The 25,751-nt window shown below is 72.8% G+C and carries 24 protein-coding genes; 19 read left to right on the top strand and 5 right to left on the bottom strand.

All coding sequences use genetic code 11. The features are described from left to right. The first annotated feature begins 106 nt into the window (after window positions 1-106). The 5 genes from D1J63_RS07290 to D1J63_RS07270 are packed head-to-tail and all read left to right on the top strand — an operon-like array spanning window position 107 to window position 5,699. Window positions 107-1,039: a 3-hydroxy-3-methylglutaryl-CoA lyase gene (locus D1J63_RS07290; protein ID WP_125628239.1), complete on the top strand. Its 933-nt coding sequence runs from the start codon at window positions 107-109 to the stop codon at window positions 1,037-1,039. Continuing rightward, window positions 1,036-1,923 carry an alpha/beta hydrolase gene (locus D1J63_RS07285; protein WP_125628238.1) on the top strand — a complete coding sequence of 296 codons (888 nt, stop codon included), beginning with the start codon at window positions 1,036-1,038 and terminating at the stop codon, window positions 1,921-1,923. The genes D1J63_RS07290 and D1J63_RS07285 overlap by 4 nt, the downstream gene beginning before the upstream one ends. Beyond that, window positions 1,920-4,133: an isocitrate/isopropylmalate family dehydrogenase gene (locus D1J63_RS07280; RefSeq protein ID WP_125628237.1), complete on the top strand. Its 2,214-nt coding sequence runs from the start codon at window positions 1,920-1,922 to the stop codon at window positions 4,131-4,133. The genes D1J63_RS07285 and D1J63_RS07280 overlap by 4 nt, the downstream gene beginning before the upstream one ends. Next, window positions 4,130-4,843, top strand: coding sequence for an RraA family protein (locus D1J63_RS07275; protein WP_125628236.1), 714 nt, complete (start codon window positions 4,130-4,132; stop codon window positions 4,841-4,843). Before D1J63_RS07280 ends, D1J63_RS07275 begins: the two co-directional genes overlap by 4 nt. Beyond that, a complete protein-coding gene (locus tag D1J63_RS07270; RefSeq protein WP_125628235.1) occupies window positions 4,830-5,699 on the top strand; it encodes a DUF6282 family protein in 870 nt (289 codons plus the stop codon). The genes D1J63_RS07275 and D1J63_RS07270 overlap by 14 nt, the downstream gene beginning before the upstream one ends. Window position 5,700: 1 nt before the next feature. On the opposite strand, the gene mmuM is transcribed toward D1J63_RS07270, so the two are convergent. Beyond that, window positions 5,701-6,645: a homocysteine S-methyltransferase gene (mmuM, locus tag D1J63_RS07265; RefSeq protein WP_125628234.1), complete on the bottom strand. Its 945-nt coding sequence runs from the start codon at window positions 6,643-6,645 to the stop codon at window positions 5,701-5,703. Between the two features lie 163 nt (window positions 6,646-6,808). Between mmuM and D1J63_RS07260 the strand changes: the two genes are divergently transcribed. From D1J63_RS07260 to D1J63_RS07235, 6 genes are all read left to right on the top strand, one after another. Then, complete coding sequence (locus D1J63_RS07260; protein WP_125628233.1) at window positions 6,809-7,651, top strand: type II CAAX endopeptidase family protein; 843 nt, start codon at window positions 6,809-6,811, stop codon at window positions 7,649-7,651. Next, window positions 7,648-8,805, top strand: a complete 1,158-nt coding sequence (locus tag D1J63_RS07255) for a histidine kinase (protein ID WP_102932067.1) — start codon at window positions 7,648-7,650, stop codon at window positions 8,803-8,805. Before D1J63_RS07260 ends, D1J63_RS07255 begins: the two co-directional genes overlap by 4 nt. Continuing rightward, window positions 8,802-9,461 carry a response regulator transcription factor gene (locus D1J63_RS07250; RefSeq protein WP_102932068.1) on the top strand — a complete coding sequence of 220 codons (660 nt, stop codon included), beginning with the start codon at window positions 8,802-8,804 and terminating at the stop codon, window positions 9,459-9,461. The genes D1J63_RS07255 and D1J63_RS07250 overlap by 4 nt, the downstream gene beginning before the upstream one ends. Window positions 9,462-9,597: 136 nt before the next feature. After that, window positions 9,598-10,698 carry a glycoside hydrolase family 43 protein gene (locus D1J63_RS07245; RefSeq protein ID WP_125628232.1) on the top strand — a complete coding sequence of 367 codons (1,101 nt, stop codon included), beginning with the start codon at window positions 9,598-9,600 and terminating at the stop codon, window positions 10,696-10,698. 76 nt (window positions 10,699-10,774) lie between these two features. Continuing rightward, complete coding sequence (locus D1J63_RS07240; protein WP_125628231.1) at window positions 10,775-11,242, top strand: hypothetical protein; 468 nt, start codon at window positions 10,775-10,777, stop codon at window positions 11,240-11,242. After that, a complete protein-coding gene (locus D1J63_RS07235) occupies window positions 11,239-11,991 on the top strand; it encodes an isocitrate lyase/phosphoenolpyruvate mutase family protein (protein WP_125628230.1) in 753 nt (250 codons plus the stop codon). Before D1J63_RS07240 ends, D1J63_RS07235 begins: the two co-directional genes overlap by 4 nt. On the opposite strand, the gene D1J63_RS07230 is transcribed toward D1J63_RS07235, so the two are convergent. Next, entirely contained in the window at window positions 11,988-12,620 is a 633-nt protein-coding gene (locus D1J63_RS07230) for a TetR-like C-terminal domain-containing protein (RefSeq protein WP_125628229.1), read from the bottom strand. The genes D1J63_RS07235 and D1J63_RS07230 overlap by 4 nt on opposite strands. 151 nt (window positions 12,621-12,771) lie before the next feature. On the opposite strand from D1J63_RS07230, the gene D1J63_RS07225 reads away from it, so the two are divergent. Together D1J63_RS07225 and D1J63_RS07220 are read left to right on the top strand one after the other, a co-directional pair. Then, window positions 12,772-14,499 carry a PHP domain-containing protein gene (locus tag D1J63_RS07225; RefSeq protein ID WP_125628228.1) on the top strand — a complete coding sequence of 576 codons (1,728 nt, stop codon included), beginning with the start codon at window positions 12,772-12,774 and terminating at the stop codon, window positions 14,497-14,499. Next, window positions 14,496-15,023, top strand: a complete 528-nt coding sequence (locus tag D1J63_RS07220) for a hypothetical protein (RefSeq protein ID WP_164712750.1) — start codon at window positions 14,496-14,498, stop codon at window positions 15,021-15,023. Before D1J63_RS07225 ends, D1J63_RS07220 begins: the two co-directional genes overlap by 4 nt. 126 nt (window positions 15,024-15,149) lie before the next feature. Here D1J63_RS07220 and D1J63_RS07215 read toward each other — a convergent pair whose 3' ends face one another. Further along, window positions 15,150-16,406: an FAD-binding protein gene (locus D1J63_RS07215; protein ID WP_125628227.1), complete on the bottom strand. Its 1,257-nt coding sequence runs from the start codon at window positions 16,404-16,406 to the stop codon at window positions 15,150-15,152. Between the two features lie 107 nt (window positions 16,407-16,513). Here D1J63_RS07215 and D1J63_RS07210 point away from each other — a divergent pair, with 107 nt between their 5' ends. The 5 genes from D1J63_RS07210 to D1J63_RS07190 all read left to right on the top strand — a co-directional run bounded on the left by D1J63_RS07210 (window position 16,514) and on the right by D1J63_RS07190 (window position 21,774). Next, window positions 16,514-17,833, top strand: a complete 1,320-nt coding sequence (locus D1J63_RS07210) for a radical SAM protein (protein WP_125628226.1) — start codon at window positions 16,514-16,516, stop codon at window positions 17,831-17,833. Window positions 17,834-17,985: 152 nt separating this feature from the next. Further along, complete coding sequence (locus D1J63_RS07205) at window positions 17,986-18,930, top strand: ABC transporter ATP-binding protein (RefSeq protein WP_125628225.1); 945 nt, start codon at window positions 17,986-17,988, stop codon at window positions 18,928-18,930. Beyond that, entirely contained in the window at window positions 18,930-19,622 is a 693-nt protein-coding gene (locus tag D1J63_RS07200) for a phosphatase PAP2 family protein (protein WP_125628224.1), read from the top strand. Before D1J63_RS07205 ends, D1J63_RS07200 begins: the two co-directional genes overlap by 1 nt. A gap of 19 nt (window positions 19,623-19,641) precedes the next feature. Continuing rightward, window positions 19,642-20,475, top strand: coding sequence for an ABC transporter permease (locus tag D1J63_RS07195; protein ID WP_164712749.1), 834 nt, complete (start codon window positions 19,642-19,644; stop codon window positions 20,473-20,475). Window positions 20,476-20,571: 96 nt separating this feature from the next. After that, window positions 20,572-21,774 carry an IS110 family transposase gene (locus tag D1J63_RS07190; RefSeq protein ID WP_125628222.1) on the top strand — a complete coding sequence of 401 codons (1,203 nt, stop codon included), beginning with the start codon at window positions 20,572-20,574 and terminating at the stop codon, window positions 21,772-21,774. Window positions 21,775-21,923: 149 nt separating this feature from the next. On the opposite strand, the gene D1J63_RS07185 is transcribed toward D1J63_RS07190, so the two are convergent. Together D1J63_RS07185 and D1J63_RS07180 are read right to left on the bottom strand one after the other, a co-directional pair. Continuing rightward, window positions 21,924-22,589 (bottom strand): response regulator transcription factor, encoded by a 666-nt coding sequence (locus D1J63_RS07185; protein ID WP_269671259.1) that lies wholly within the window; start codon window positions 22,587-22,589, stop codon window positions 21,924-21,926. 57 nt (window positions 22,590-22,646) lie between these two features. Continuing rightward, window positions 22,647-24,308: a sensor histidine kinase gene (locus D1J63_RS07180; RefSeq protein WP_125628221.1), complete on the bottom strand. Its 1,662-nt coding sequence runs from the start codon at window positions 24,306-24,308 to the stop codon at window positions 22,647-22,649. Between the two features lie 329 nt (window positions 24,309-24,637). On the opposite strand from D1J63_RS07180, the gene rsgA reads away from it, so the two are divergent. After that, a complete protein-coding gene (gene rsgA, locus D1J63_RS07175; protein WP_197924458.1) occupies window positions 24,638-25,747 on the top strand; it encodes a ribosome small subunit-dependent GTPase A in 1,110 nt (369 codons plus the stop codon). The last annotated feature ends 4 nt before the right edge of the window (window positions 25,748-25,751 follow it).

The following is a 25,751-nucleotide window of genomic DNA, read 5'->3' as shown; positions in this document are numbered from 1 at the left end:
CCCCGCAACAGAATGAACAGTTTCCCAATTCTTTGTCGGTCCGCGCGGAAAGCCGCGCGGACCGTCGCCCCGCCTGCCTGCATGCACCATTCATGGAGGGGTAGAAATGGTCATCAATCTTGATGTGACGTTGCGCGACGGCGGCTACCGCAACAACTTCGACTTCCCGCTCGACTACGCACGCCACCACGTCCGGGAGAGCGTCGCGGCCGGCATGGAGTGGATCGAGATCGGCTACCGCAACGGCTCGTTCAAGCCGCGGCCGGACATCGGCCGGACCGGACTGGGCGCGGACGACTACATACGCGCCCTCGCCGAGGTCGTCCCGCCGGAGCACCTGTGCATGATCGTGCACCCGAAGAACATCACCGAGGACGACCTGCCGCGCATGTACGAGGCGGGCGCGCGCATGGTGCGCTTCTGCCTGCCCTCCGGCGCGCCCGAGGCCGGACTCGCCCTGCTCGCCCGGGCCGTGGACCTCGGGTTCACCACCACCGTCAACATCACCCGCGTCAGCCAGCTCGACGGCCGCCGCCTGGCCGAACTGGCGGCCATGTCGGGCGACTCGGGCGCCGACGTCGTCTACCTGGCCGACTCCAACGGCAGCATGCTGCCGCGCGAGGTCTCCCGGCTGGTCACCCTGGTCCGCTCCGTGACCGACGCTGCCATCGGCCTGCACGCCCACAACAATCTCGGACTGGCCCTGGCCAACGCCATCGCCGCCGTGGAAGCGGGGGCGACGTGGATCGACTCCTCCGTCCTGGGCATGGGCAAGGGGCCGGGCAACCTCGTCACCGAACAGTGGCTGGCCTACCTCGGCCGGCACGGGAGCACCGAGGGCCTCGACCTGGGCCGGATCCTCGCCCTCGCCCACCGCATGGAGGGCGAGTTCGCGGAAGCCGCACCCTCCCTGCCCCTGCCCGACCTGGTCCTGGGCCACTTCGACCTGTCCGTCGAGGAGCGGGCCAAGCTCCCCCAGGGCCATATCTCGGACGCCTTCTCGGCGGCCCGCGAACTCACCGCCACAGGCGCCCGGTGACCCCGCCCGGCCCACCGTCCGAGCCCACGCACGACACGGCGCCGGTCCCGGCCCACGCCGTGCTGGGCCCGGCCTGCGCCCCGCGCCACGCGATCGTCCTCGCCCCCGTCCTCGCCCGGTGGGACCACGGCGCGTTCTTCCGGCGGATCGCCGGCCCGTTCCTCGACTCGGGCCACCGGGTCACGATCCACGACACCCTGTCCCTGCTGCGCGACGGCGACGACCTGGGGAGCCTCGTGCACCGCTGGGCCCGGTACCTCGCACCGCGCAAGGACCCGGGCCCGGCACCCGGCGCGCACGGTCCGTCGCGGCACGCGCCCCCGGACGTCCTGGTCGGCAACGCCCTGGGCGGCGCCGTCGTCCAGGGCATGCTCGGCGAGGAGTGGACCCACCGGGCCAAAGTGCTGCTGCTCTCCGGGCCCACGGTCGCCGACCACCGGCTGAACACCACACTCGAACGCATCGCCGCGACGGCCGACGCCGAGGGCCTGCCGGCGGCCACCCGCCTGCTGGAGGACGTGGTGCGCGGACCCGACGGGCCGGCCGGCGCCGCACACCGGCGCCCCACCGCGCCGGACGCCCCCGCCCCGACGGCCTCCGCCCGCCCCACCGCGGCCGGCGAACCGGCGGCCCGCCGGCTGGCCGCCGGACTGCGCCTGCTGCACGACGCCGACGCCCGGCACCCGGTACGGGACTTCCCCGGGCCGCTGCTGCACGTGTACGGCGAACGGTCCCGGCTCGTCGGACGCGAACACCTGGCGACGGGACCGCTGCCGCACCACCGTCTCGTCGCCGTACCGCGGGCCGGGATGCGCCCGCACGCCGACCGGCCGGACCTCGTCCGGCACACCCTCACCCGCTTCCTGGGAGCTGAACTCACATGAACCGCAAGACCGTCGCCGTCCTCCCCGGCGACGGAATCGGACCGGAGGTGCTGGACGCCGCGTTGCCGGTGATCGACGCCCTCGACCTCCCCCTCGACCTCGAATTCGGCGACATCGGCTGGGAGTGCTGGCGCGCCGAGGGCAACCCCGTCCCGGACCGCACCTGGGACCTGATCGACCGCAGCGACGCCGTACTGCTCGGCGCCACCACCACCAAACCGCGCGGCGAGGCACTGGCGGAACTCGCCCCCGAACTGCGCGCGAGCGCCCCGCGGTACATCTCGCCGATCATCCAACTCCGCCGCTGCCTGGACCTGTTCGCCAACCTGCGCCCGGTGGAGAACTACCTCGGCGGCACCACCCCGTACCGCTACTGCGTGGTGCGGGAGAACACCGAGGGCCTGTACGCGGGACTGGACTTCAGCCCCGTGCCCGACGCGCTGTGGCCGCTGGTCGCCGACCACCCCAACGTCCGCCGCTCCACCCGCGCCGGGGCGGCCGCCTCCGTCCGCCTCCAGACCGCGCACGGCCTGGACCGCATCCTGCGGTTCGCCTTCGAGACCGCCCGGACCCACGGCTACGAGCGGGTCACCCTCGCCGACAAGCCCAACGTCCTGCGCGACTCCAGCGCGTACGTCCTGGACCGCCTCGAACGCGTCGCCGGCGACTACCCGGAGATCCCGTACGAGGTGCTCAACGTGGACGCGGTCGCCCTGTGGATGACCCGGCGCCCGGAGCGGTTCGGCGTGATCGTCGCCGAGAACATGTTCGGCGACATCCTCTCCGACCTCGGCGGCGGCGTCATGGGCGGACTCGGTCTGGCGCCCAGCGCCAACATCGGCGAGAGCGGCAACTACTTCGAACCGGTGCACGGCAGCGCCCCCGCCCTGGCGGGCCGGCAGCGCGCCAACCCCACGGCCGCGTTCCTCACCATCGGGCTGATGCTCGACCACCTCGGGTTCACCGAGGAGGCGGGCGCGGTCAAGGACGCCGTACGGCACGTCACCCGCAGGCGCGACCGGGTCACCTACGACCTGGGCGGCTCGGCCACCACCGCCGAGGCGGCCGAGGCGGTCGTCGACGCCTGCCGCGCCCTCCCGCAGGCCCCCACCGCAGCCGTCGTCACCGTCGGCGACGAACTGCTGCGCGGCGACCTGGAGGACTCCAACGCGGGCCACGCCTCCCGCATGCTGGCCGAACGCGGCATCCCGGTCCGCGCCCGGCACACCGTGGGCGACGACGAGGCCGGCATCGCCGACGCGGTCCGCTTCTGCCTGGGCCGGGACGACGTCGTCGTGGTCATGGGCGGACTCGGCCCCACCTCCGACGACGTGACCCGCGGCGCCGTGGCCCGGGCGCTCGGCCGGCCGCTGGAACACCGGGAGGAGGCCTGGCAGGCCGTCGTGGCCCGCCTGACCCGCTTCGGCGTCGCCGTGCACGACGACAACCGCCGCCAGGCGCTGTTCGCCGAGGGCGCCGAACTGCTGCCCAATTCCGGCGGCACCGCGTGGGGCTGCCGCGCCGAGTCCCGGGGCAGCACCGTCCTCATGCTCCCCGGCCCGCCGCGCGAATGCCTGCCCATGCTGGAGGAGTCGCTGCGCGACGGCCTGCCCCACATCCCCCGTCCGCCCGAGACCACCACCCTCTTCCGCCGCACCCTCGGCGTCATCGAGGCGGACGCGGCCGCCCTGGTCGACGCCCTGGTCAAGGAGTACGGCGGCCCGGCCAGGACCGCCTACCGCTGGCACTACCCCTACGTCGACATCCGCGTCACCTGCCCGCCCGAGGACGCCGCGGACCTCGCGCGGCGCCTCGACGCCACCCTGGCCCGTCACGTCGTCACCGACCGCGACCGCACCGCCGTCCAAGAGCTGGCGGCCGTGCTGGACGAGCACGGCGTCGCCCTGGACGTGGACGACCGGCTCACCGACGGCCTCTTCGCCGCCGAACTGGCCCGCGCCCGCGGCACCGGCGACTGCTCGCGCTCCCTGCGGGTCACCCTGTCCGGCCGGTGGGAGGGCGGGGACCGGACCACCTACACCGGCACCGTCGCCCTGAACTGCGCGGTGCGCGAGGGGACGGACGAGCGGACGCACACCCTGACCGTCCCCAACCGGGGCGCCGAAGTCACCGCCTACGCCGCCCAGTACGCCGCCTGGACCCTCACCCGGCACCTCACCGGCCACCCCCACCCGGAGGACCCCGCATGACCACCGCCACCGCCCCTTCCGGCGACACCGGCGAGCTGCGCCGGAGGCTGGCGCGGCTGGACACCGCCGCCCTCTCCGACGCCATGGACAGCCTGCGCACCCCGCCGTGCGTCCTGCCGGGCATCCGCCCGCGCACGCCGGGCACCCTCGCCTGCGGTCCGGCCTTCACCGTCCGCTACCGCCCCCTGGACCCCGACGCCCGGGGCTTTCGCAACGCGGCCGACTACATCGACGAGGTGCCGGCCGGCTCCGTCGTCGTCGTGGACAACGGCGGCAGCCTCACCTGCACCAACTGGGGCTCCCTGCTCAGCTCCGTCGCCCTGCACCGCGGCGTCTCGGGCACCGTCGTCCACGGCTCGGTGCGCGACGTGGCGGAGAGCCGCGCCGCCGGCTACCCCCTGTTCAGCACCGGCGTCACCATGGTCAGCGGCAAGAACCGGGTCGTCCTGGACCGGACCGGGGTGAGCGTGGACATCGGGGGCACCACGGTCGACCCCGGGGACTGGATCGTCGCCGACGACAACGGCGCGCTGCGCGTGCCCGCCGCGCTAGCCGCGGAAGTCCTGCGTCGCGCCGAGGCGGTCGACCGCACCGAGGCACGCATCCGCGCCGCCGTGCTCGACGGCGGCCGGCTCGACGGGGCACGCGCCCGCTTCGGCTACGCGCGCCCGTGGGAGGACGAGGACGGGGGCCGCCGTGACGGCCGCTGACGGCGGCGCGCGGACCGCCCGCTTCATCGACGTCCACTACCACTGCGGCCCCGACGCGTATGTGCGCCGCCGCACCGCGACGACCGCGGCCGCGGCCTACGCCGAGCACGGCGGCTGGGTGGTCCTCAAGAACCACCTGGGCTCCACCGCCGCTCAGGCGTGGGAGGCCCGGCAGCAGGGTCTGCCGGTCTCGGGTTCGATCGTCCTCAACGACCTGGCCGGCGGCTTCGACCCGCGGGCGGTGGAACAGGCCGTCGTCCAGCACGGCGAGGACAGCGGCCTGCGGCTGATCGTCCACCTGCCCACCGTCACCGGCCGGTCGCACCGCAGCCGCCTGACCCGCACGCCCTCCCACCCCCTGCTCGCCGACGGCCAGCGTCCGCTCACCGTCACCGACGACAGCGGCAGGCTCCGCCCCGACGTCCGTGAACTCCTGCGCGCCGCCCGGGACCTCCCCGTGGTCGTCTCCACCGGACACGCCGACGGCCACGAGGTGCGGTTGCTGATCGAGGAGGCGGTGAGGCTCGACCTGCCCCGCCTGATGCTCAACCAGCCCGCCAACCCCATGACCGGGCTGACGTGCAAGGACCTCGCCGACCTCGTCGGCGCGGAACAGGTCTTCACCGAACAGACCGCCCTGACCCACCTCCTCGGCTACCAGCCCTGGAGCGATCTCGCCGACGTCCTGACCCTGCTGCCGAGGGTCGTCTACAGCTCCGACCTGGGCCAGCCGTCCCAGCCGGACATCACCGACTGGCTGACCCGGAGCGCCGAGTGGTTCGAACGGGCCGGCCTGACCCCGCGACGCGTCCGGGAGGTCACCCGGGACGCGCCCCTGGCGATGCTCTCGCTGTGAGTCAGGACGACGAGGGGCCCGACGCGATCGACCTGATCGCGTCGGGCCCCACCCGGCAGCACCCCCCGACCAGCCGGGCACCGGCCGCCCGCCACTCCCGCACCAGCCGGGGCGCGAACAGCGAACGCCCCCGCCAGGCCCGCGCCCGCGCGTCCCAGACCTCCCCGCTGTTGGGGTAGGCGACGACCGGTTTCCCGGTGACCCGGGCGGCGGTCCGGACCGCGCCGGACACGTCCCCGGGGGCGCAGCAGTTGACGCCGACCGCGACCACCTCCTCCGCCTCGGCGGCCAGGGCGAAGGCCTCCTCCAGCGGCTGACCCGCACGCGTCCGGTCCCCGTCGACGGTGTACGACAGCCAGGCGGGCACGCCCAGACCGCGCACCGCCCGCAGCAGCGCGACCGCCTCGTCGGTGTCCGGGACCGTCTCCAGCGCGAGGACGTCCGGCCGTGCGGCGGCCAGCACCTCCAGACGGGGCCGGTGGAAGCGCTCCAGCTCGGCCACGTCGAGGCCGTACCGCCCCCGGTACTCGGAACCGTCCGCGAGCATCGCCCCGTACGGGCCCGCCGACGCCGCCACCCACAGTGGACGGGAGGCGTGCGCCCGGCGGGCCGCCTCCCTCGCCGACTCCACGCTGAGCGCGAGCAGTTCGCCGGCCCGCTCCCGCCCGATGCCGTGCCGGGCGAAGCCCTCGAAGGTGGCCTGGTAGCTGGACGTGATCACCACGTCCGCGCCGGCCTCGAAGTAGGCGAGATGGGCCCGCGTGATCGCCTCGGGGTCGTCGGCGAGCAGCCGGGCCGACCACAGGGCGTCGCCCAGGTCGTGCCCGGCCGCCTCCAACTGGTTGGACAGGCCGCCGTCTAGCACGAGCGGGCCCGCGGCGAGGGCGTCGGCGAAGGAGCGGACGCAAGCGCCGTCGGGGGAGTCGTCGGCGAAGTCGCTGGTCATGTGTCCGAGGCTACGACGTGCCCGCCCGGGCTCCGGGGCCTTGTCCCCCGTGCGAGCTACGGCCAGGTGTCCACCGTGAGGTGACGATCTCCGGCCGCCGGATCCGTAGCGTCCCTGTCACAGCCCGAGGCGCGGAAGTCACGGGCCCGACCAAGGAGTTCCCGTGAGGTTTGTCTGGCAGTTCCTGGCCGTACTGGCGGCCTACGCCATCGGCGGCGCCGCCATCCAGGCGGTGAAGGACAACGACTGGCTCACCCTGGTCGTCGGACTCACGGCGGCCGCGCTGGTGCTGTTCGTGTACGGGTGGGTGGTGCGGCGGACCGAGCGCCGGCAGGCCCTGGACGTGGCCCTGGAGGGCGCCGGCGCCAAGTTCGGCTGGGGGACGCTGATCGGTGCCGGGATGTTCTCGGCGGTCATCGTGAACCTCTTCACCTCCGGGCACTACGAGGTCGACGGACTGGGCTCGGTGCAGGGCGCGGTCGGCCTGGTCGGCTTCATGGCCGGAGCCGCCGCGACGGAGGAGGTCGTCTACCGCGGGGTGCTGTTCCGGATCATCGAGGAGCACATCGGCACCTATCTCGCGCTGGGCCTGACCGGGCTCGTGTTCGGGCTCTCGCACCTGCTCAACGAGGACGCCACCCTGTGGGGCGCCGTCGCCATCGCCATCGAGGCCGGGTTCATGCTCGCCGCCGCCTACGCCGCCACCCGCAACCTGTGGCTGACGATCGGCGTGCACTTCGGCTGGAACTTCGCCGCGGGCGGCGTCTTCAGCACCGTCGTCTCCGGCAACGGCGACAGCAAGGGCCTGCTGGACGCCACGATGTCGGGTCCCAAGCTGCTCACCGGCGGCGACTTCGGCCCGGAGGGCAGCGTGTACTCGGTGGGCTTCGGGGTGCTGCTCACGCTGGTGTTCCTGTGGCTGGCGCACCGGCGCGGGAACGTCGTGCCGTTCGGTGCCCGGCGCCGTGCCGCGGGTGCCGACTCCGCCGTTACACTTCCCCGGTGATCGATCGCCGACGGGTCCTGGAGCTGTGGCGCCGGCTGGACGTCACGGTCCGGGACCTCCCGCTCGGGGTGCTGCTCCTCGTCGCCTCGCTCCTGCCCCAGCTGCGCGGTCAGGGCACGGAGATCGGCGGCCTGCCGACCCGTCCCGCGGACGCGCTGGCCGGGGTGGCGGCCGTCCTGCAGTCCATCCCGCTGGCCGTGCGCCGGCGGTGGACCCTCGTCTGCCTCGCCCTGGTCTCGCTCGGCTTCGCCCTCGACCAACTGCGCGGCTACCACCTGTTCGCGGGCGCCGCGCTCCCCATCGTGCTGATCAGCGCGGGGTCCCACCAGGAGAAGTACCGGCGTGCCACGCAGGTCGCGGCCACCCTGGCGTACGTGGCCATGGCCGTCGGGCTGAAGGCGCGCGGCGGCGACGAAACGCTGGTCGAGTACGTGACGTTCTACCTGGTCCTCGCCCTTGCCTGGGGCATCGGCGCCTGGATGCGCTCCGGGCGCGCCGCGGAGGCCGAACGCCGCGCCCGGGTCGCCGAGGACGCCCGCAACGCCGAACGCACCCGTATCGCCCGCGAGTTGCACGACGTCGTGACCCATCACGTGACGGCGATGGTCGTCCAGTCCGAGGCGGCCCGTTACCTGACCGCCGCGCCGGACCGGCTCGACGAGACACTGGCCGCCGTCAGCGACACCGGCCGCCGCGCCATCACCGACCTGCGGCACCTGCTCGACCTCCTCAATCCCGACCACGGCACCGCTGAGCCCAGGACACCGCCCGTCGGCCGGGTGCTCACCCTGGTCGAGCAGACGCGCCGGGCCGGGCAGCCGGTGGAGTTCACCGAGGAGGGCACCCCGGCGGCGGCCACCGGCAGCTCCGACCTCGTGGCCTACCGCGTCGTGCAGGAGGCCCTGACCAACGCCCTCAAGTACGACCACGGTGCCAGGACCTCCGTCCTGGTGCGGCACGGAGAAAGAGAGATCACGGTGGAAGTGGGCACGGACGGCTCCGGCACGGGGGCCGCGTCCCCCGGCGGCAGCGGGCGGGGCCTGGCCGGCCTGCGGGAACGCGTCGACGTCCTGGGCGGCGAGTTCAGCACGGACCGCCCGGCGGACGGCGGCTTCGTCGTCCGGGCCCGGATACCCGGGGGGAGCACGGCATGAGCGCGCCGGTCCGGGTCGTGATCTGCGACGACCAGGCACTGATCCGCACCGGTCTGACGACCATCGTCGACGCCCAGCCCGACCTGGAGGTGGTCGGCGAGTGCGGGGACGGGCGGACCGGGGTCGACCTGGCCCGCGAACTGCGGCCGGACGTCGTGGTGATGGACATCCGCATGCCGGTGCTCGACGGCCTCGAAGCCACCCGCCTGCTGGCCGGCGCCGGGGTGGAGCACCCCGTCAAGGTGCTCGTGGTGACGACGTTCAACCTCGACGAGTACGTCTACGAGGCGCTGCGCGCGGGCGCGAGCGGCTTCCTGCTCAAGGACGCGCCCCCGGACCGGCTGCTGCACGGCATCCGCACCGTGGCCATGGGCGCGGCGCTGCTCGACCCCGACGTGACCCGCCGCCTCGTGGGCCGGTACGCGGCCCGGATCCGCCCCGCCGAGGGCACCACCCGGGACATACCGCTCACCCCCCGGGAGATGGAGGTCCTGCGCCTGATCGCGGACGGGCTCTCCAACAGCGAGATCGCCGCCACCCTCGTGATCAGCCCCGAGACCGTCAAGACCTTCGTCTCCCGCATCCTCACCAAGCTCGACCTCCGCGACCGCGTCCAGGCGGTCGTCTTCGCCTACCGCCACGGCCTGGTGACCTGACGCCGCGCACGGGTGGCGGCGTCGGACCCGTTGACCTCTCCACGGCACACCCTTACCTTTTCGACGTTCGTAATCACAGATGGCGTTCGACATCACGAACGAGTCGTGTCGTGCGCCCTGTCGAGAGGCAGCCCGCATGAGCCGCGCCGACGATCAGCCCGTCCCGCCCGCCCCGCCCGCGAGCCCCGGCCGACGCCTGCTGTTGAAGGGCGCCGCGGCCGCGGGAGCCCTGGCGGCCGTGCCCACCGTGGCGTCCGCCGTACCCGCCGCCGCGCCCGCGAAGGCGGCTCCCTACGCGAACCCGCTCGTGCGCAACCGCGCCGACCCGCACATCCGCCGCCACACCGACGGCTTCTACTACTTCACCGCCACCGTCCCCGAGTACGACCGCATCGTCCTGCGGCGTTCCCGCACCCTGGGCGGCCTCGCGACCGCCGATGAGTCGGTCGTCTGGCGCAAGCACGCCACCGGCGACATGGGCGCGCACATCTGGGCGCCGGAGATGCACCGCCTCGACGGCAAGTGGTACATCTACTTCGCCGCCGCGCCCGCCGAGCGCGTCTGGGACATCCGCATCTGGGTCCTGGAGAACGCGCACGCCGACCCCTTCCGGGGCACCTGGGTGGAGCGGGGGCAGGTGCGGACGGCCTGGGAGACCTTCTCCCTCGACGCCACCACCTTCACCCACCGCGGCACCCGCTACCTCGCCTGGGCCCAGCACGAGCCCGGCATGGACAACAACACCGCCCTCTGGCTGTCCGAGATGGCGAACCCCTGGACGCTGACGGGCCCCCAGGTGCGCCTCTCCACGCCCGAGTACGACTGGGAGTGCGTCGGCTTCAAGGTCAACGAGGGCGCGTCGGTCATCGCCCGGAACGGCCGCCTGTTCATGACGTACTCGGCCGCCGCCACCGACGCCAACTACTGCATGGGCCTGCTGACCGTGGACGCGGACGCCGACCTCATGAACCCCGCGAACTGGTCGAAGTCGCCCACCCCGGTCTTCACCAGCAACGACACCACCGGTCAGTACGGCCCCGGCCACAACTGCTTCACCGTCGCCCAGGACGGCCGCACCGACGTCCTCGTCTACCACGCCCGCCAGTACAAGGAGATCCAGGGAGACCCCCTCGACGACCCCAACCGGCACACCCGCGTCCAGAAGCTCGGCTGGAAGGCGGACGGCACCCCGGACTTCGGCGTCCCGGTCCCGGACTCGGCGAGAGGGCGCAACTGAGCCGGGCCGGGGAGAGGCCCGACCGGTGGGCACAGTTCGGCCGGCGCCGAAGCGAGTGGCCCGTAGCGTGCGGGACATGAGCCACACGCACACGGCGCCCGCCGTGACCCCCGCCGCCGCCGTCACCGGCATGGTCGACCACGTCCTCGCCCTGGCCGCCACCTGGACCCGCTGGGACGGACGGCCCGCACACGTCGACGGCCGCGTCTACACCCCGCACAAGGCGATCCGCCGGGTGGCCGACCACATGGTCGACCACCTCGCGGAGCTGGAGGCCCGGTTGGCGGGGGAGGCGACGCAGCCCGACCACTGGCACGCCTCCACGGTCACCACGGACGCCGACCGCGCCCGCTTCACCGACGAGGATCTCGACGAGGCCCGCAGCCGCCTCACCCGGCTCGCCCGGATCTGGGCCAACCGCCTCGACGCCCTCACCGGCGAACAGCTCGACCACTCGCCCGGCGAGGGCTGGAGCTTTCGCGAACTCGCCGTCCACCTGACGGAATCCGTGTACTACGCGGACGCGGTGGGTGACCTGTCGTGACCGCGTTCGCCGCCCTGCACCGCGCCGGCGAGCCCCTGCTCCTGCCGTGCGCCTGGGACCACGCCTCGGCGCTCGCCCTCGCCGGGCACGGCTTCCGCGCCGTCGGCACGACCAGCCTCGGCGTCGCGGCGTCGGCCGGGCTGCCCGACGGAGCCTCGGCGACCCGCGACGAGACCCTGCGGCTGGCTCTCACCCTCGGATCGGCACCCTTCCTGCTCTCGGTCGACGCCGAGGGCGGGTACAGCGACGACCCGGACGAGGTGGGGGAGCTGGCGCGGCAGCTCGCGGCGGTCGGCGCCGTCGGCATCAACCTGGAGGACGCCCTGGGACCGGCCGACCGGCACGCCGCGAAGATCGCCGCGGTCCGCGGGGCCGCCCCCGGCCTCTTCGTCAACGCCCGTACGGACACGTACTGGTCGGGCGACGGCGACTGGTCCGACACCCTGCGGCGCCTGGAGGCCTACCGCGAGGCCGGTGCCGACGGCGTCTTCGTCCCCGGCCTCACCGACCCGGCCCGCATCGCGTCCCTCACCGCCCGCTTCGACGTCCCCCTCAACGTCCTATACACGCCCGCCGGACCCGACCTCGCGCACCTCGCCGACCTCGGTGTCGGCCGTGTCAGCCTCGGCTCGCTGCTCTACCGGCGCGCACTGGGCGCCGCCCTGGAGGCGGCCGCGGACCTCCGGGCCGGCCGTGAGCCGGGCGGTCCGACGCCGACCTACGACGAGGTGCGGGAACTGACCGGCTAGCCGGCGGTGCCCTGCCGCTCCTCGTCGTCGTCCGCGTCGCCGTCCTCTTCCCCCGCTCCTTCCGCCCGCGGCCAGTTCTCCAGCGCCACGTGCAGGGCGTCGACCGCCTTGTCCCAGGACGCCCGTACGTCGCGCGGGGCGCCGAAGCCCCCGGAGGCCTCCAGCGCGCAGTACCCGTGGAAGGTGGCGCGCAGCAGGCGTACGGCGTCGGTGAGGTCGGGTTCGGCCAGGCCGTAGGCGCGCAGCATGCCGTAGGTGATCTCGGCGGTGCGGCGCAGGGCGGGGGAGTCGGCCACCAGGGCCTGGTCGACACGGATCTGGGTGGCGGCGTAACGGCCGGGGTGGCGCAGGGCGTACGCCCGGTAGGCGCCGGCGAAGGCGGCCAGCGCCTCCTTCCCGGCCCGGCCTGCCACCGCCTGCGCGATCTCCTCGATCAGCTCGCTGCCGGCCAGCAACGCGACCCGGAACCGCAGGTCCTGGAGGTTCCTGACGTGCGTGTACAGGCTGGCGTCCCGCACTCCCAAGCGCCGGGCGAGGGCGGAGACGGTGACCGCCCCGAACCCGGTCTCGTCGGCGAGGTCGGCGGCTGCGGCGACGACGCGGTCCGTGGTGAGACCCGCTCGGGGCATGGGCCACCTTCCTGCAGCCTGGGAATCCTGGGTTTCATGCTAGGTCAGGACGGGCGGCAGACACGGATCACCCATAAGTCGTTCAACGTTCACCTTCCGCGTCGATTCTCCTCCAAGTCGCGCACGGCGGCGGTATTCAGGAGGAAGACTCATGGGGCACGGACACGGGCACGGACACGCGCACGGCCACCACCACGGACACCCGCACGGCCACGAGCACGACGCCCCGTCGGCCCTGCCCGCCGCCTTCGACACCGGCGTCCCCGACGAGGCCCTGAGCCCCGAACAGCAGTCGCGGCGCGGGCTGCTGCGCCGCGCGGGCCTGCTCGGCGCCGGACTGGCCGCCGGTACCGTCCTCGCCCAGACCGGGACCGCTGCCGCCGCCCCCGCGCCGGCGAGCAACGGTCGCCGCAGGAAGGGCTTCCTCTGGCTGGCCGGCGACCACCACATCCACACCCAGTACAGCAGCGACGGCAAGTACCGCGTCGTCGACCAGGTCCGCCAGGGCGCCCGGCACGGCATGGACTGGCTGGTCATCACCGACCACGGCAGCGCCACCCACGCCAGGATCGGGGTGGAGAAGGTCAACCCGGACATCCGCGAGGCCCGCGAAGCCCACGACGACACCCTCGTCTTCCAGGGCCTGGAGTGGAACATCCCGGCCGCCGAACACGGCACCGTCTTCGTCCACCCCGGCAAGCACGAGGTCTCCGTCCTCAAGCAGTTCGAGACCGACTACGACGGCGGCGTCAAGGGCGCCACCGACTCCACGCCCGCCAACGAGGCCCTCGCCATCGCCGGACTCTCCTTCCTCGCCGACCAGGTGAAGCGGCGCAAGGTCAAGGACGCCCTGATGCTCGCCAACCACCCGGCGCGCAAGGGCATCGACTCCCCGCACGAGATCCGCGCCTGGCGCGACGCCACCTCCCGCGGGCACCAGATCGCCGTCGGCTTCGAGGGCGCCCCGGGCCACCAGGCGGGCGGCCTGCCGAAACCCCTCGGCCCGGGCGGCGCCCGCGGCATCTACGACGGCAGCCCGAGCGCCAACTCCTTCGCCGGCTACCCGCTGGAGAGCTACCGCACCTGGGGCGGCTTCGACTGGATGACCGCCACCGTCGGCGGCCTGTGGGACAGCCTCATCGCCGAGGGCCGCCCCTGGTGGATCACCGCCAACTCCGACTCCCACCAGGTCTACGCCGACACCGGCGCCCGCGGCGGCGGCGACTTCAACGCCAACGGCCGCTACGACGACCCGGTCTATGCCGGACAGATCGACATCACCCAGAACGACTTCTGGCCCGGCCAGTACAGCCGCACCCACGTCGGCTCCGACGGCTTCTCCTACGCCGCCGTCATGGACGGCATCCGGGCCGGCCGTATCTGGGTCGACCACGGGCAGCTCATCAGCGGCCTCGACGTCCGCGTCTCGGGCGGCGGCCGCTGGGCCACGCTCGGCGGCGCCCTGCACGTCCGCAAGGGCACCCGGGTCACCCTTTCCGTGGACGTGGCCCTGGCCGGCGGACCCAACTGGGCGGGCTTCGTCCCCGAGCTGGCCCGCGTGGACGTCATCCAGGGCGACGTGACCGGCCCGGCCGCCGACAAGGACACGTTCACCGAGCCGACCGCCCGGGTCGTCAAGTCGTACGAGGTGACCGAGGCGAACACGGACAGCGGCACCGTCCGTCTCACCCACGACCTCGGCCGCGTCGACCGTCCCGTCTACCTCCGCATCCGCGGCACCGACGGCAACCGCTCCGCCGTCGGCGCGCGCGGCGCGAAGGTCGACCCGGCCGGTCCCGCGATCGACGTCGTGGGCGACGCCGACCCGTGGCGCGACCTGTGGTTCTACTCCAACCCGGTGTGGATCCTCCCGTCGTGACACACACCGCCCCCGTGCCGTACGTCCTCGGTGTCGACACGGACACGACGACGCTGCGCGAGGCCGACCACCTGCTCCGGGCGCTCGCGTCCGAACTCGCCCTACCCGAGGGCGCCTTCGGCTGCACGCACCTGGTGCGGGACGGCCGCCCGCGGGTCGCCCTGTCCCTCGCCGTCGCGTCAGAGCCGGTCCTGCGCACCGTCCGGGAGCGGCTCACCGAGCAGGGCTACGAGGTGAGCGACGGCGCTCCCGACGAAGCCGGCCGTGCCGTCCTCTTCCCGGGCGCCGACGCCCTCACCGGCACGCTCACGCTCGCCGAACTGCTGGCGCGCTCCGCGATCGACCGGGTGACGGTGCTGGGCACGCCGGGCGAACCGGACCCCCGGACCCCGCTGGTGACCCGGGAGCACGTCCGGCCGCACTGGCAGGACGGCCGCCTCGTCCTGGCCGCCATGCCCGCCGCGGGCGGCACCCTCGTGCCCTTCGAGGACCCGGACCCGACACCGTGCTGCGCGGACCACTGACCGGCCCGTGACCGCGGCGCGCGGAGCGCCGGCGGCTCCGCACGGCGGTCGCGGACCTGACAGCGGGCGACGGGGAGACGCCAGGTCCGCAGGGCGGGGCGTCTCCCCGCCGCCCGCCGGTGCCGTTCAGCCGCCCAGCACTCCGCGCACGAACGCGTTGGTGAACTTCCCGGACGGGTCGAGCGTCCCGGCCAGCGCCCGGAAGTCGCCCAGCCGCGGGTACAGCGCGCGCAGCCGGTCCGCCGGGGTCGTGAACACCTTCCCCCAGTGCGGGCGGGCCGCGAAGGGCGCGAGCGCCTCCTCCAGCCGCCGCACCACCGGCAGCACCGCCGCCGTGTCCTCGACCCAGGTGAAGTGCGCCGCCACGGTGCCGCGGCCGTACGCCGGGCTCAGCCACTGCTCGTCGGCGGCGACCGTACGGATCTCGCAGGTCTGGAGCACCGGCGCGAGCACGTCGCGTATCGCGTCCATCGCGTGCAGGGCGGCCACGGCGTGCTCCCGGGGCAGCAGGTACTCCGACTGCAGCTCGGCCCCGCTGCTGGGCGTGAACTCGGCGCGGAAGTGCGGCAACCGCTCGTGCCAGGGCCCCGGCACCCCGAACTGCTCGGTGCAGTTGACCGCGGGCATGCCCGGCACCGGATGCATCTTCTCGGCGGCCGGAGCGGCGTACGGGAAGTCGGGCAGCGGCTGGTCGGTGCGGCGCTTCAGCCACACCTGGCGGAACCCGGGGGCCCGCCAGTCCGTGAACAGGCTCACGCTGTACGCCGCCGCCATCACCGTCTCGAACGTCGCCGGGTCCAGGCCGGCCAGCGGCAGCTCGGTGAAGACGTGCTGCTCCACCTCGTAGGCCGGTTCCAGGTCGAGCGTGAGCGAGGTCACCACACCCAGCGCGCCCAGCGAGGTCACCGCGCCGCCGAAGCGCTCGTCGCCCCGCGCGAGCACCACGGTCGAACCGTCCGCCGTGACCAGCTCCACCTCGCGCACCACCGAGGCCAGCGGACCGTTGCCCACCCCCGAGCCGTGCGTGCCGGTCGCCACGGACCCGGCGACCGAGATGTGCGGCAGCGAGGCCATGTTCGGCAGGGCGAGTCCCCGCGCGTGCACCAGCCGGGCCAGCTCCGCGTACCGCACGCCGCCGCCGACCCGCACCGTACGGGCGGTCGTGTCCACGTCCACCTCGGAGGGCAGGTCCGCCAGCGACAGCAGGGCGCCCCCCTCGCCCGGCTCGGCGATCTCGTTGAAGGAGTGCCCACTGCCCAGCACCCGCACCTTGGCGCTGTCCGCCACCAGGGCCCGCAGCGCGTCCAGGGAGTGCGGCCGGAGCAGTTCCTTGGCCGTGTACGTGATGTTGCCGGCCCAGTTGGTCACCGTGATGTCGCTCATACCGTGGAAACCTACCCGGCGCGCCCGGGAGGGGACCCGGGAGGGAAGCCGCTCCCGCGGGGGCATACCGTGAGAAGTCGAACGCCGGAGCTGGGAGGAGACACGGGATGGACAGCCGTACCGCGCTGGTCGAGGATCTGATGGAGCGGTTCCCGAACGTACCGCGCGAGGCCGTCTTCAAGGAGGACCTCCTGCGGGGCGGCGTCGCCTTCGACCCCTCGGCGCTGAGCGACAACGAGAGCGGCGAGGTGAAGCCGAAGTCGTACTTCATCTTCTCCTTCGACCACGGCACCCTGCCCGAGCTGGGCGAGGCCGCCCTGCGCCGCCCGCCCGAGGAGATCATCCTCACCGGCGGCCCCTACGACCTGCGCCGCACCGTCGTCTCGGTCCGGGTGAACCCGGCCTCGCCCTACCGGGTCGCCGCGAACGAGGACGGGGTCCTCGGCCTCTACCTCGACGGCAAGCGGATCGCCGACGTCGGTGTGCCGCCCATGCCGGAGTACTACCGGCACAAGCTCTCCAACGGGAAGTCGGTCATGGAGGTGGCCCCGACCATCCAGTGGGGCTACCTGATCTACCTGACCGCGTTCCGCGTCTGCCAGTACTTCGGCGCCAAGGAGGAGTGCCAGTACTGCGACATCAATCACAACTGGCGCCAGCACAAGGCGGCCGGGCGGCCCTACACGGGCGTGAAGGACGTCGACGAGGTCCTCGAGGCGCTGGACATCATCAACAGGTACGACACCGGCAGGATCTCCACCGCGTACACGCTCACCGGCGGCGCGATCACGTCGAAGGTCCAGGGTCTGGACGAGGCCGACTTCTACGGCCGGTACGCCAAGGCCATCGAGGAGCACTTCCCCGGCCGCTGGATCGGGAAGGTCGTCGCCCAGGCCCTGCCCAAGCCGGACGTCCAGCGCTTCAAGGACTACGGCGTGCAGATCTACCACCCCAACTTCGAGGTGTGGGACGAGTACCTGTTCAAGATGTACTGCCCCGGCAAGGAGCGCTACGTCGGCCGTGACGAGTGGCACCGGCGCATCCTCGACTCCACCGAGGTCTTCGGTCCCCGCAACGTCATCCCCAACTTCGTCGCGGGCGTGGAGATGGCCGAGCCCTTCGGCTTCAAGACCGTCGACGAGGCCATCGCGTCCACCACCGAGGGCCTGCGCTTCTTCATGTCGCACGGCATCACGCCCCGCTTCACCACCTGGTGCCCCGAGCCCACCACCCCGCTCGGCAAGACCAACCCCGACGGCGCCCCGCTGGAGTACCACATCCGCCTGCTCCAGGCCTACCGCCAGACCATGGAGGACTTCGGCCTCTCCTCGCCCCCCGGCTACGGCCCGCCCGGCGCCGGCAACGCGGTCTTCTCGGTCAGCTCCTTCATGGACAGCCTGCCGGCGGACGCGCCCGTGGAGGTGTGACACGTTCGTCAACGGGCGGTTGCCCAAGGTCTCGGCGGACGCCTGACCAAAGTAGGGGTGAACGCCTTCCTTTGGGCTGATGTGATCGTGCCTGGTCAGGCCCTAGTTTCTCGGTGAGACAGAGAAGCTGGAACGGCTGGGAGTATTCATCCATGATCACCCTGCAGGGGCTGACGAAGAGGTACGGCGATCAGACCGCCGTGGGCGACCTGTCCCTCACCATCGGGGCGGGCAAGGTCACCGGGTTCCTCGGGCCCAACGGTGCGGGCAAGTCCACCACCATGCGGATGATCATGGGTCTGGACCGTCCCACCTCCGGTCAGGCGCTCGTCGGCGGCCGGCCGTACGCCGAACTGGCCTACCCGCTGCGCGAGATCGGCGCCCTGCTGGACGCCAAGGCCGTGCACCCCGGCCGCAGCGCGCGCGCCCATCTGCGGGCCCTCGCCCGTACCAACGGCATTCCCGCCCGCAGGGTCGACGAGGTCCTGGAAACCGTGGGCCTCACCTCGGTGGCGGGCCGCCGCGCCGGCTCGTTCTCGCTCGGCATGGGCCAGCGCCTGGGCATCGCCGGCGCCCTGCTGGGCAACCCCGGCGTCGTCATGTTCGACGAGCCGGTCAACGGCCTCGACCCCGACGGCGTGCGCTGGATCCGCGGTCTGATGCGCGGACTCGCCGCCGAGGGCCGTACCGTCTTCGTCTCCAGTCACCTCATGAGCGAGATGCAGCTCACCGCCGACCACCTGGTGATCATCGGCAAGGGCCGGCTGATCACCGAGACGACCGTCCAGGCGCTCATCGAGAGCAGCTCGGTCAACGCCGTGCGGGCGCGCGGCCCGGAGCAGGAAGGGCTGCAGAAGCTCATGGCCCGGCTGCACGAATGGTCGGTGCCCGCCCGCTGGGAGAGCCACAACGAGCTGTACATCACGGGACTCACCGTCGACCGGGTCTCCGACATGGCCTACGAGATGGGCGTCCGGCTGCACGAGGTCCGCAGCGTCGAGGCCTCCCTCGAACAGGCGTACATGGAACTCACCGCGGACAGTGTCGAGTTCGGCGCCGCGTCCGGCCACCAGCAGTACCCGGGAACGGGGGCGTGATGTCTGACACGACCGCGACCGTGCACCTCGCGAAGGCCGGCCCCGAGTACGGCGTCGGCGTCTACCGGGACATCACCGAGTGGGCGGCCACCACGCCGGACTGGATGCAGTCCGCCGGCGAGATCGGCACCGAACTCGGCATCCTCGTCTTCGTCGCCCTCTTCGCCGTCCAGTGGTGGAGGGCCCGCACCCGCGACGACCGCTCGATGGCCCAGGCACTGCTCGCACCGGCCGCCGTGATGGTGGTGTACGGACTGAGCGAGATCATCAAGATCTGGCTGCACGAGGAGCGGCCCTGCCGCGACATCCCGAACGTCCGGACCATCGCCGAATGCCCGGCACCGGGCGACTGGGCCTTCCCGAGCAACCACTCCGTGATCGCCGCGGCCTCCGCCGCGACGCTCCTCGTCACCTGGCGCCTCGTGGCCGCCTTCGCCCTCCCCCTCGCCGTGCTCGTCGCACTCTCCCGGGTCTACGTCGGCGTGCACTACCTGCACGACGTGGCCGCCGGTGCCCTGCTCGGCCTGGTGCTGGCCCCCCTGCTCCTGCTGGCCGTGCGGGCCCCCGGCACCTGGGCCGTCGCCCGGCTGCGGCAACGCCCGGTACTGAAACCGGTGTTGGGCGCCGCGCCCGCAGCAGCATCCCGCCCTCAAACGGCGGCAGAACTCCACGCGACCGCGTCGCACCGTTGACACAGCACAAGGAATGGTCATGACGACATCAATGCCCGCCGCGACCGCCGGCCCGGCCGTACGCGGCTCCGGGGGCGGACTGCCCGGCGCCGTGGCAGCGGAATGGATCAAACTCTGGTCCGTCAGGTCCACCTGGTGGTGCCTGCTCGGTGGCGCGGGGCTGATGCTGCTCACCACCCCGATCCTCGGCGCCACCATGGCGAACAACAACAAGAAGGGCGCCCTGGTGCCGGTCGGTGAAGTCGCCGTCGCCACCGTGTACGTCGCCCAGTTCGCGCTGATCGCCCTGGCGATGCTGATGATCACCGCCGAGTACGCCTCCGGCAGCATCCGCACCACCCTGCAGGCCGTGCCGATGCGCGGCCGGCTGCTGGTGGCCAAGACCGCGGTGGCCGGCGCGGTGAGCCTGCTCGCCGGCATCGTGTTCGGCCTGATCGGCGTCGGCGTCTCCTCGATGTCCCTGGGCGACGAGGCGGACACGGCCGGCGGCGACGCCCTGGGCAGCGCCCTGCGGATCGGGGTCTACCTCGCCCTCGTCGCCGTACTCACCATCGCCGTCGCCGTGGCCGTACGCAGCGCCGCCGGCACGCTCACCCTGGTCTTCGTCGGACTCACCGTCCTGCCGGTGATCCTCCAGGCCTCCGACATCGGCCCGCTGGTCTCGCTCGCGGAGCGGATGCCCAACTCCGCCGGCACCGTCTTCATGAACGCGGACAGCACGCCCTACGGACCCGGCATGGGGCTCCGTAAGTTGTTGGGCGGCCTGGGAGGGCCGGGTGTGGCTGATGGGTTCTTGTCTTCAGTGGCTCAGCAGGAGTGGCCGCCCGGCTCTCCGGGGCGCCCTGGCTGCTGATTGAGATGTGCGCGCCTTGTGCGGTCGCTGATTACGGAGATGACAGCGGGGTGTTCCTCGGGCCGACGGCATGCCGGATGGTTTGAGGAGGGGCGAGTGAACGAGCGGAAGACCCAGGTCTGGGCCGGTGTCGATGCCGGCAAGGGCCACCACTGGACGGCGGTGGTCGACGAGACCGGCGCGACCCTGTGGTCGAAGAAGGTCGACAACGACGAGTCGGCGATCCTGACAGCGCTCGGCGAGATCCTGGACCTGGCCGACGAGGTCCACTGGGCGGTCGACATCTCCGGCACGTCCTCCGCGCTGCTGCTGGCCCTGCTCGCGGCCCATGGCCAGCAGGCCGTCTACGTGCCTGGCCGCACGGTCAACCGCATGTCGGGCGCATACCGGGGCGAGGCCAAGACCGACGCCCGTGACGCCTACGTCATCGCCGAGACCGCCCGCCACCGCAACGACTTCACCGCCATCGACGTGCCCGCCCAGCTGGCCGTCGACCTCGCGCTGATGACCGCCCACCGCACCGACTTGGTGGCCGACCGCGTGCGGATGATCAACCGCCTGCGCGACGTGCTGACTGGCGTCTTCCCCGCACTGGAGCGGGCTTTCGACTACTCGGCCCACAAAGGCGCGCTCGTCCTGCTGACGGGCTACCAGACCCCGGTCGCGATCCGCCGCCGCGGCCGGGCGAGGCTGACGGCCTGGCTGGCCAACCGCGGCGTGCGTGGGGCCGACGCGGTCGCCGAGACCGCACTGGCAGCAGCCCAAGCCCAGCAGACCGCGCTGCCCGGTGAGGACGTCGCCGCACAGATCGTGGCCGAACTGGCCGGGCAGCTCCTGGCCCTGGACGACCGGATGAAGCGCATCGACAAGCAGATCCGCGAGACGTTCCGCAGTCATCCGCAGGCGGAGATCATCGAGTCGCTGCCCGGTATGGGCCCGATACTCGGAGCCGAGTTCGTTGTGGCCGCCGGCGACCTGTCGGCCTACGCCGACGCCGGCCACCTGGCATCGGCGGCCGGGCTGGTGCCCGTCCCGCGTGACTCCGGTCGCCGGACCGGCAACCTCCACCGGCCCAAGCGCTACAGCCGACGCCTGCGCAGGGTGTTCTACATGTCCGCGCAGACGAGCATGACCCGCGAAGGACCGAACCGGGACTTCTACCTGAAGAAGCGCGGCGAGGGCTGCAAACACATCCAGGCCGTCATCGCCCTGGCCCGCCGACGAGCCAGCGTGTTGTGGGCCCTGCTGCGTGACAACCGGGTATTCACTCCCGCCCCGCCGGTCACGCAAGCGGCTTGACTTCGTCATTGAGACTCCTGCTCCTCGCCCTGTGGGCCTTCGGGGCGCTGGGCCTGGGCTTCTACGCCTTCCGAAAGCGTGACGCGTGACCCCGCGTCACCCCCGACCGTCGTACTCCGGGCGCCCAAGTGCCCGGGGTACGACGTGTGTCAGGCCTCGCGGTCGGTGACGAGCCCGGCCTCGTAGGCGATGATCGCGGCCTGCACCCGGTTGCGCACGCCCAGCGCGGTGAAGATGGCGCTGACGTAGCTCTTGACGGTGCCCTCCACGACATGGAGCCGCCTGCCGATGTCGGCGTTGGACAGGCCGCCGCCCACCAGCGCGAGCACCTCCTTCTCCCGCTCGGTCAGCGCACTCACCCGCTGCTGCGCGGCGGCACCGCGCGACTCGGCCTGCCGCCCGGAGCCGCGGTTGAGCTCGGCGATGACCCGCTCGGCGACCTTCGCCGACAGATAGGACGCACCGGCCGCCGCCGCGTGCACGCCGGTCAACAGCTCCCGCGGATCACCGGACTTGAGCATGAAGCCACTGGCGCCGTCGCCCAGCGCGCGGGCCACGTACGAGTCCTCGGAGAACGTGGTCAGCACCAGCACCGAGGTCTGCGGCACCTGCCGCTTGATCTCGGCGGTGGCGGCCAGCCCGTCCATGACGGGCATCCGGATGTCCATGAGCACCACGTCGGGCCGGTGCTCCAGCGTCAGGGCGATGGCCTCGTGCCCGTCGGCCGCCTCGGCGACCACGTTGATCTCGGGATCGGTGGCCAGGATGGCCTTCACCCCCGCGCGGATCATCGCTTCGTCGTCGGCCAGTACCAGGGTGATGGGAGTGATGGTCTTCTCCTCTTCGAGATGGAGCGCAGGTGGGGGAGCCGGTCAGCCGTTGTCGACGGGAGCCCGGGACTCGGCGGTGATGACGTCCTTGGCCACGAGGTGCCCCTGGGCGAAACAGAGCCGGTAGACGTCGACCCGGACGAAGAGCGCATCACTGGAACGGTAGTAGCTGCAGGACGCGCCGGGTGGAACGGGCAGCTCCTCGGACGGCGGATCGTTCATGTCGTTGTCCGGAAGCACCTGGTTGACGTCGGCGGTGGGCTGCCCGACCCGGAGCCCGTCGAAGTCCTCCTCCGAGAGGGTGGAGGACGCCGACAGATACGCGTAGTAGCCGATCATCCCCACGACGAGCAGGACGAACAGCGCGCACGGCAGCGCCACCGCGGTGATGAAGCGCCTGCGCACATGCGTGGTCGCGTCCGCGAGACCGTCCTCCGTCGCCCCGGTCTCCGCCGGCGGCCACGAGGGGTCCTCGTCGGGCCTGATCGCCTCGGGCACCCGGGGCAGCCGGGCCGTCACCTGGAAACCGCCGTCCGGCAGCGGGGCGGCGTGCACCCGTCCGCCGGCCAGCCGTGCCCGCTCCCGGAGCCCGATCAGCCCGCGCCCGCCGCTCGGCCGGTCGTCCGCCGGCGGCTCCTGCGGCGCGGCGTTGCGCACGGTCACCATGACCCCGCCGCGCCCGTACTCCACCCGCACGGTCACGGGGGCGCCCGGGGCGTGCTTGATCGCGTTGGTCAGGGACTCCTGCACCACCCGGTACAGCGCCTTGTCCGTCATGGCGGGCAACTGCTCCGGCTCGCCCACCTGTTCCAGGTCCACCCGCACGCCGGACGCCCGGGTCCGGTCGACCAGCGCGCCGATGCCGGACTGCGAGGGATCCAGCGGCGAGTCCGAGTCGTCCTCGCGCAGCACGCCGATGATCTCGCGCAGGTGCTCCATCGCCCGCGCGGTGCTCTCCCGCAGTTCGCCGGCGCCGCTGCGGAAACTCTCCGCCACGCCGGGCGCGACCTGGAGCGCCCCGGCGCGCAGGGCGATCAGGCTGAGTTCGTGGCCCAGCGAGTCGTGCATGTCCTCGGCGATCCGGGTCCGCTCCCGCAGCCGGGCCTGGTCGATCAGGATGCGCTGCTGCAACTCCATCTGATGGGCGTGCTCCCAGCCCGCGAGCTGCAGTTCGTGCCGCTGCTGCCAGTAGCGGCCCGTCAGCCAGGGCAGCAGACAGGCGAAGATCAGCACCGTCAGCAGCAGGAACCAGACCGGCAGCGACAGATGGACCACGACCGCGAGCACCGAACCGACGACGATCGTGCCGCCGACGGCCGGCAGCACCGCCGTGGCGGGCACCGGGAGCCGCCCCAGGGTGAAGCTGATGACGAAGACGGCGGGCAGGTACGGCGAGAGGACCGCCGACCCCAGGTCGTTGTCCAGCGTGCCGAGGGTCCACCACAGGGCGAGGCACAGCACGAACGAGACCAGGGGCAGGTCACGGTGCAGCGCGACCGCGACACCGGTGACCACGGCCCCGATCAGGATCTGCCACCACGTGTTCAGGCCGTCCGGGAACCCCGAGGACAGCAGCAGGGCCGGGACGTTGAGCGCGGCCCACACGAGCAGTGCCGGGACCAGCGAGCGCCTCATGGGCCGCTTCTGCTCGACGGGCGCGGTGCCGGGCCGGACAGGGGTGGGGAAGGCGACTGATCCTTTCACGTCGGCAAGGCTAATTACTTCCGGCAGCCGTCGGTACTGACAAAGGTCATGAGGCCGCCGGTCCGGCAGCGGGCCGCGCCGAGGCCGCTTCCCCGAAAAACCGCTGGTGCGTCGTCGGGGCGGCGGCTAAGGTCGTGTTCGTTCCCGCGGCTGCTCCGTAGCCGCCGTCTGCCGCGCATGACCTGGAGGTGTTGACCGATGACTGTCGCCGCGCCGGGCGTTGCCCGATTCCGGATCATCAAGTCCACCTCCGTGGCCTCCGGCTGACACCACTTCCTTCCGCGCGTCCGTGCACGCGCCGCCGGGGCCGCCCTTGTGAAGGGTCACCCTTGACTTCCCACTCCGCTTCCTCCGCCCTGCCCTCCTCCACCCTGACGTCCTACGGCTGGGACGACGACTGGGCCGACGCGTTCGCGCCGCACGCCGCCGAAGGGCTGCTGCCCGGCCGGGTCCTGCGCGTCGACCGGGGGCAGTGCGACGTCGTCACCGCGGACGGCGTCCTGCGGGCCGACACCGCGTTCGTCACCCCCAACGACCCCCTGCGCGTCGTCTGCACCGGCGACTGGGTCGCCGTCGACCCCGAGGGCGGCACCCCGCGCTACGTACGCACGTATCTGCCGCGCCGTACCGCCTTCGTGCGCTCCACCTCCTCCAAGCGGTCCGAGGGGCAGATCCTCGCGGCCAACGTCGACCACGCCATCGTCGCCGTGTCGCTCGCGGCCGAGCTGGACCTCGCCCGGATCGAGCGGTTCCTCGCCCTCGCCTGGGAGTCCGGGGCACAGCCCCTGGTCGTCCTCACCAAGGCCGACCTCGTGCCCGACCCGGTGACCCTGGCGCACCTCGTCCAGGACGTGGAGACGGCCGCGCCCGGCGTGCCGGTGCTGTCCGTCAGCGCCGAGCAGGGCGAGGGGCTCGACGTCCTCGCCGCCGTCGTCTCCGGCGGCACGGCCGTGCTGCTCGGGCAGTCCGGCGCCGGCAAGTCCACCCTCGCCAACGCGCTGATCGGCGAGGACGTCATGGGGGTGCAGGCCATCCGCGACGTCGACGGCAAGGGCCGGCACACCACCACCACGCGCAACCTCCTCGCCCTGCCCGGCGGGGGAGTGCTGATCGACACCCCCGGTCTGCGGGGCGTCGGGCTCTTCGACGCGGGCGGCGGGGTCGGGCAGGTGTTCGCCGAGATCGAGGAGCTGGCCGAGGGCTGCCGGTTCCACGACTGCGCCCACGAGTCCGAGCCTGGCTGCGCCGTCCTCGCCGCCATCGACAGCGGGGAACTGCCCGTGCGACGGCTGGAGAGCTACCGCAAGCTCGTGCGGGAGAACCAGCGCATCGTCGCCAAGAGCGACGCCCGGCTGCGGGCCGAGATGCGCAAGGAGTGGAAGCGCCGCGACGCCATCGGCAAGGCCGCAATGGAGGCCAAGCGGGGCAACCTGCGGTAGCTCC

This window comes from Streptomyces sp. KPB2 (genome assembly GCF_003950055.1).
In the GTDB taxonomy this organism is placed as follows: Bacteria; Actinomycetota; Actinomycetes; order Streptomycetales; family Streptomycetaceae; genus Streptomyces; species Streptomyces salinarius.
This window is presented reverse-complemented; position numbering and strand designations above follow the sequence as displayed.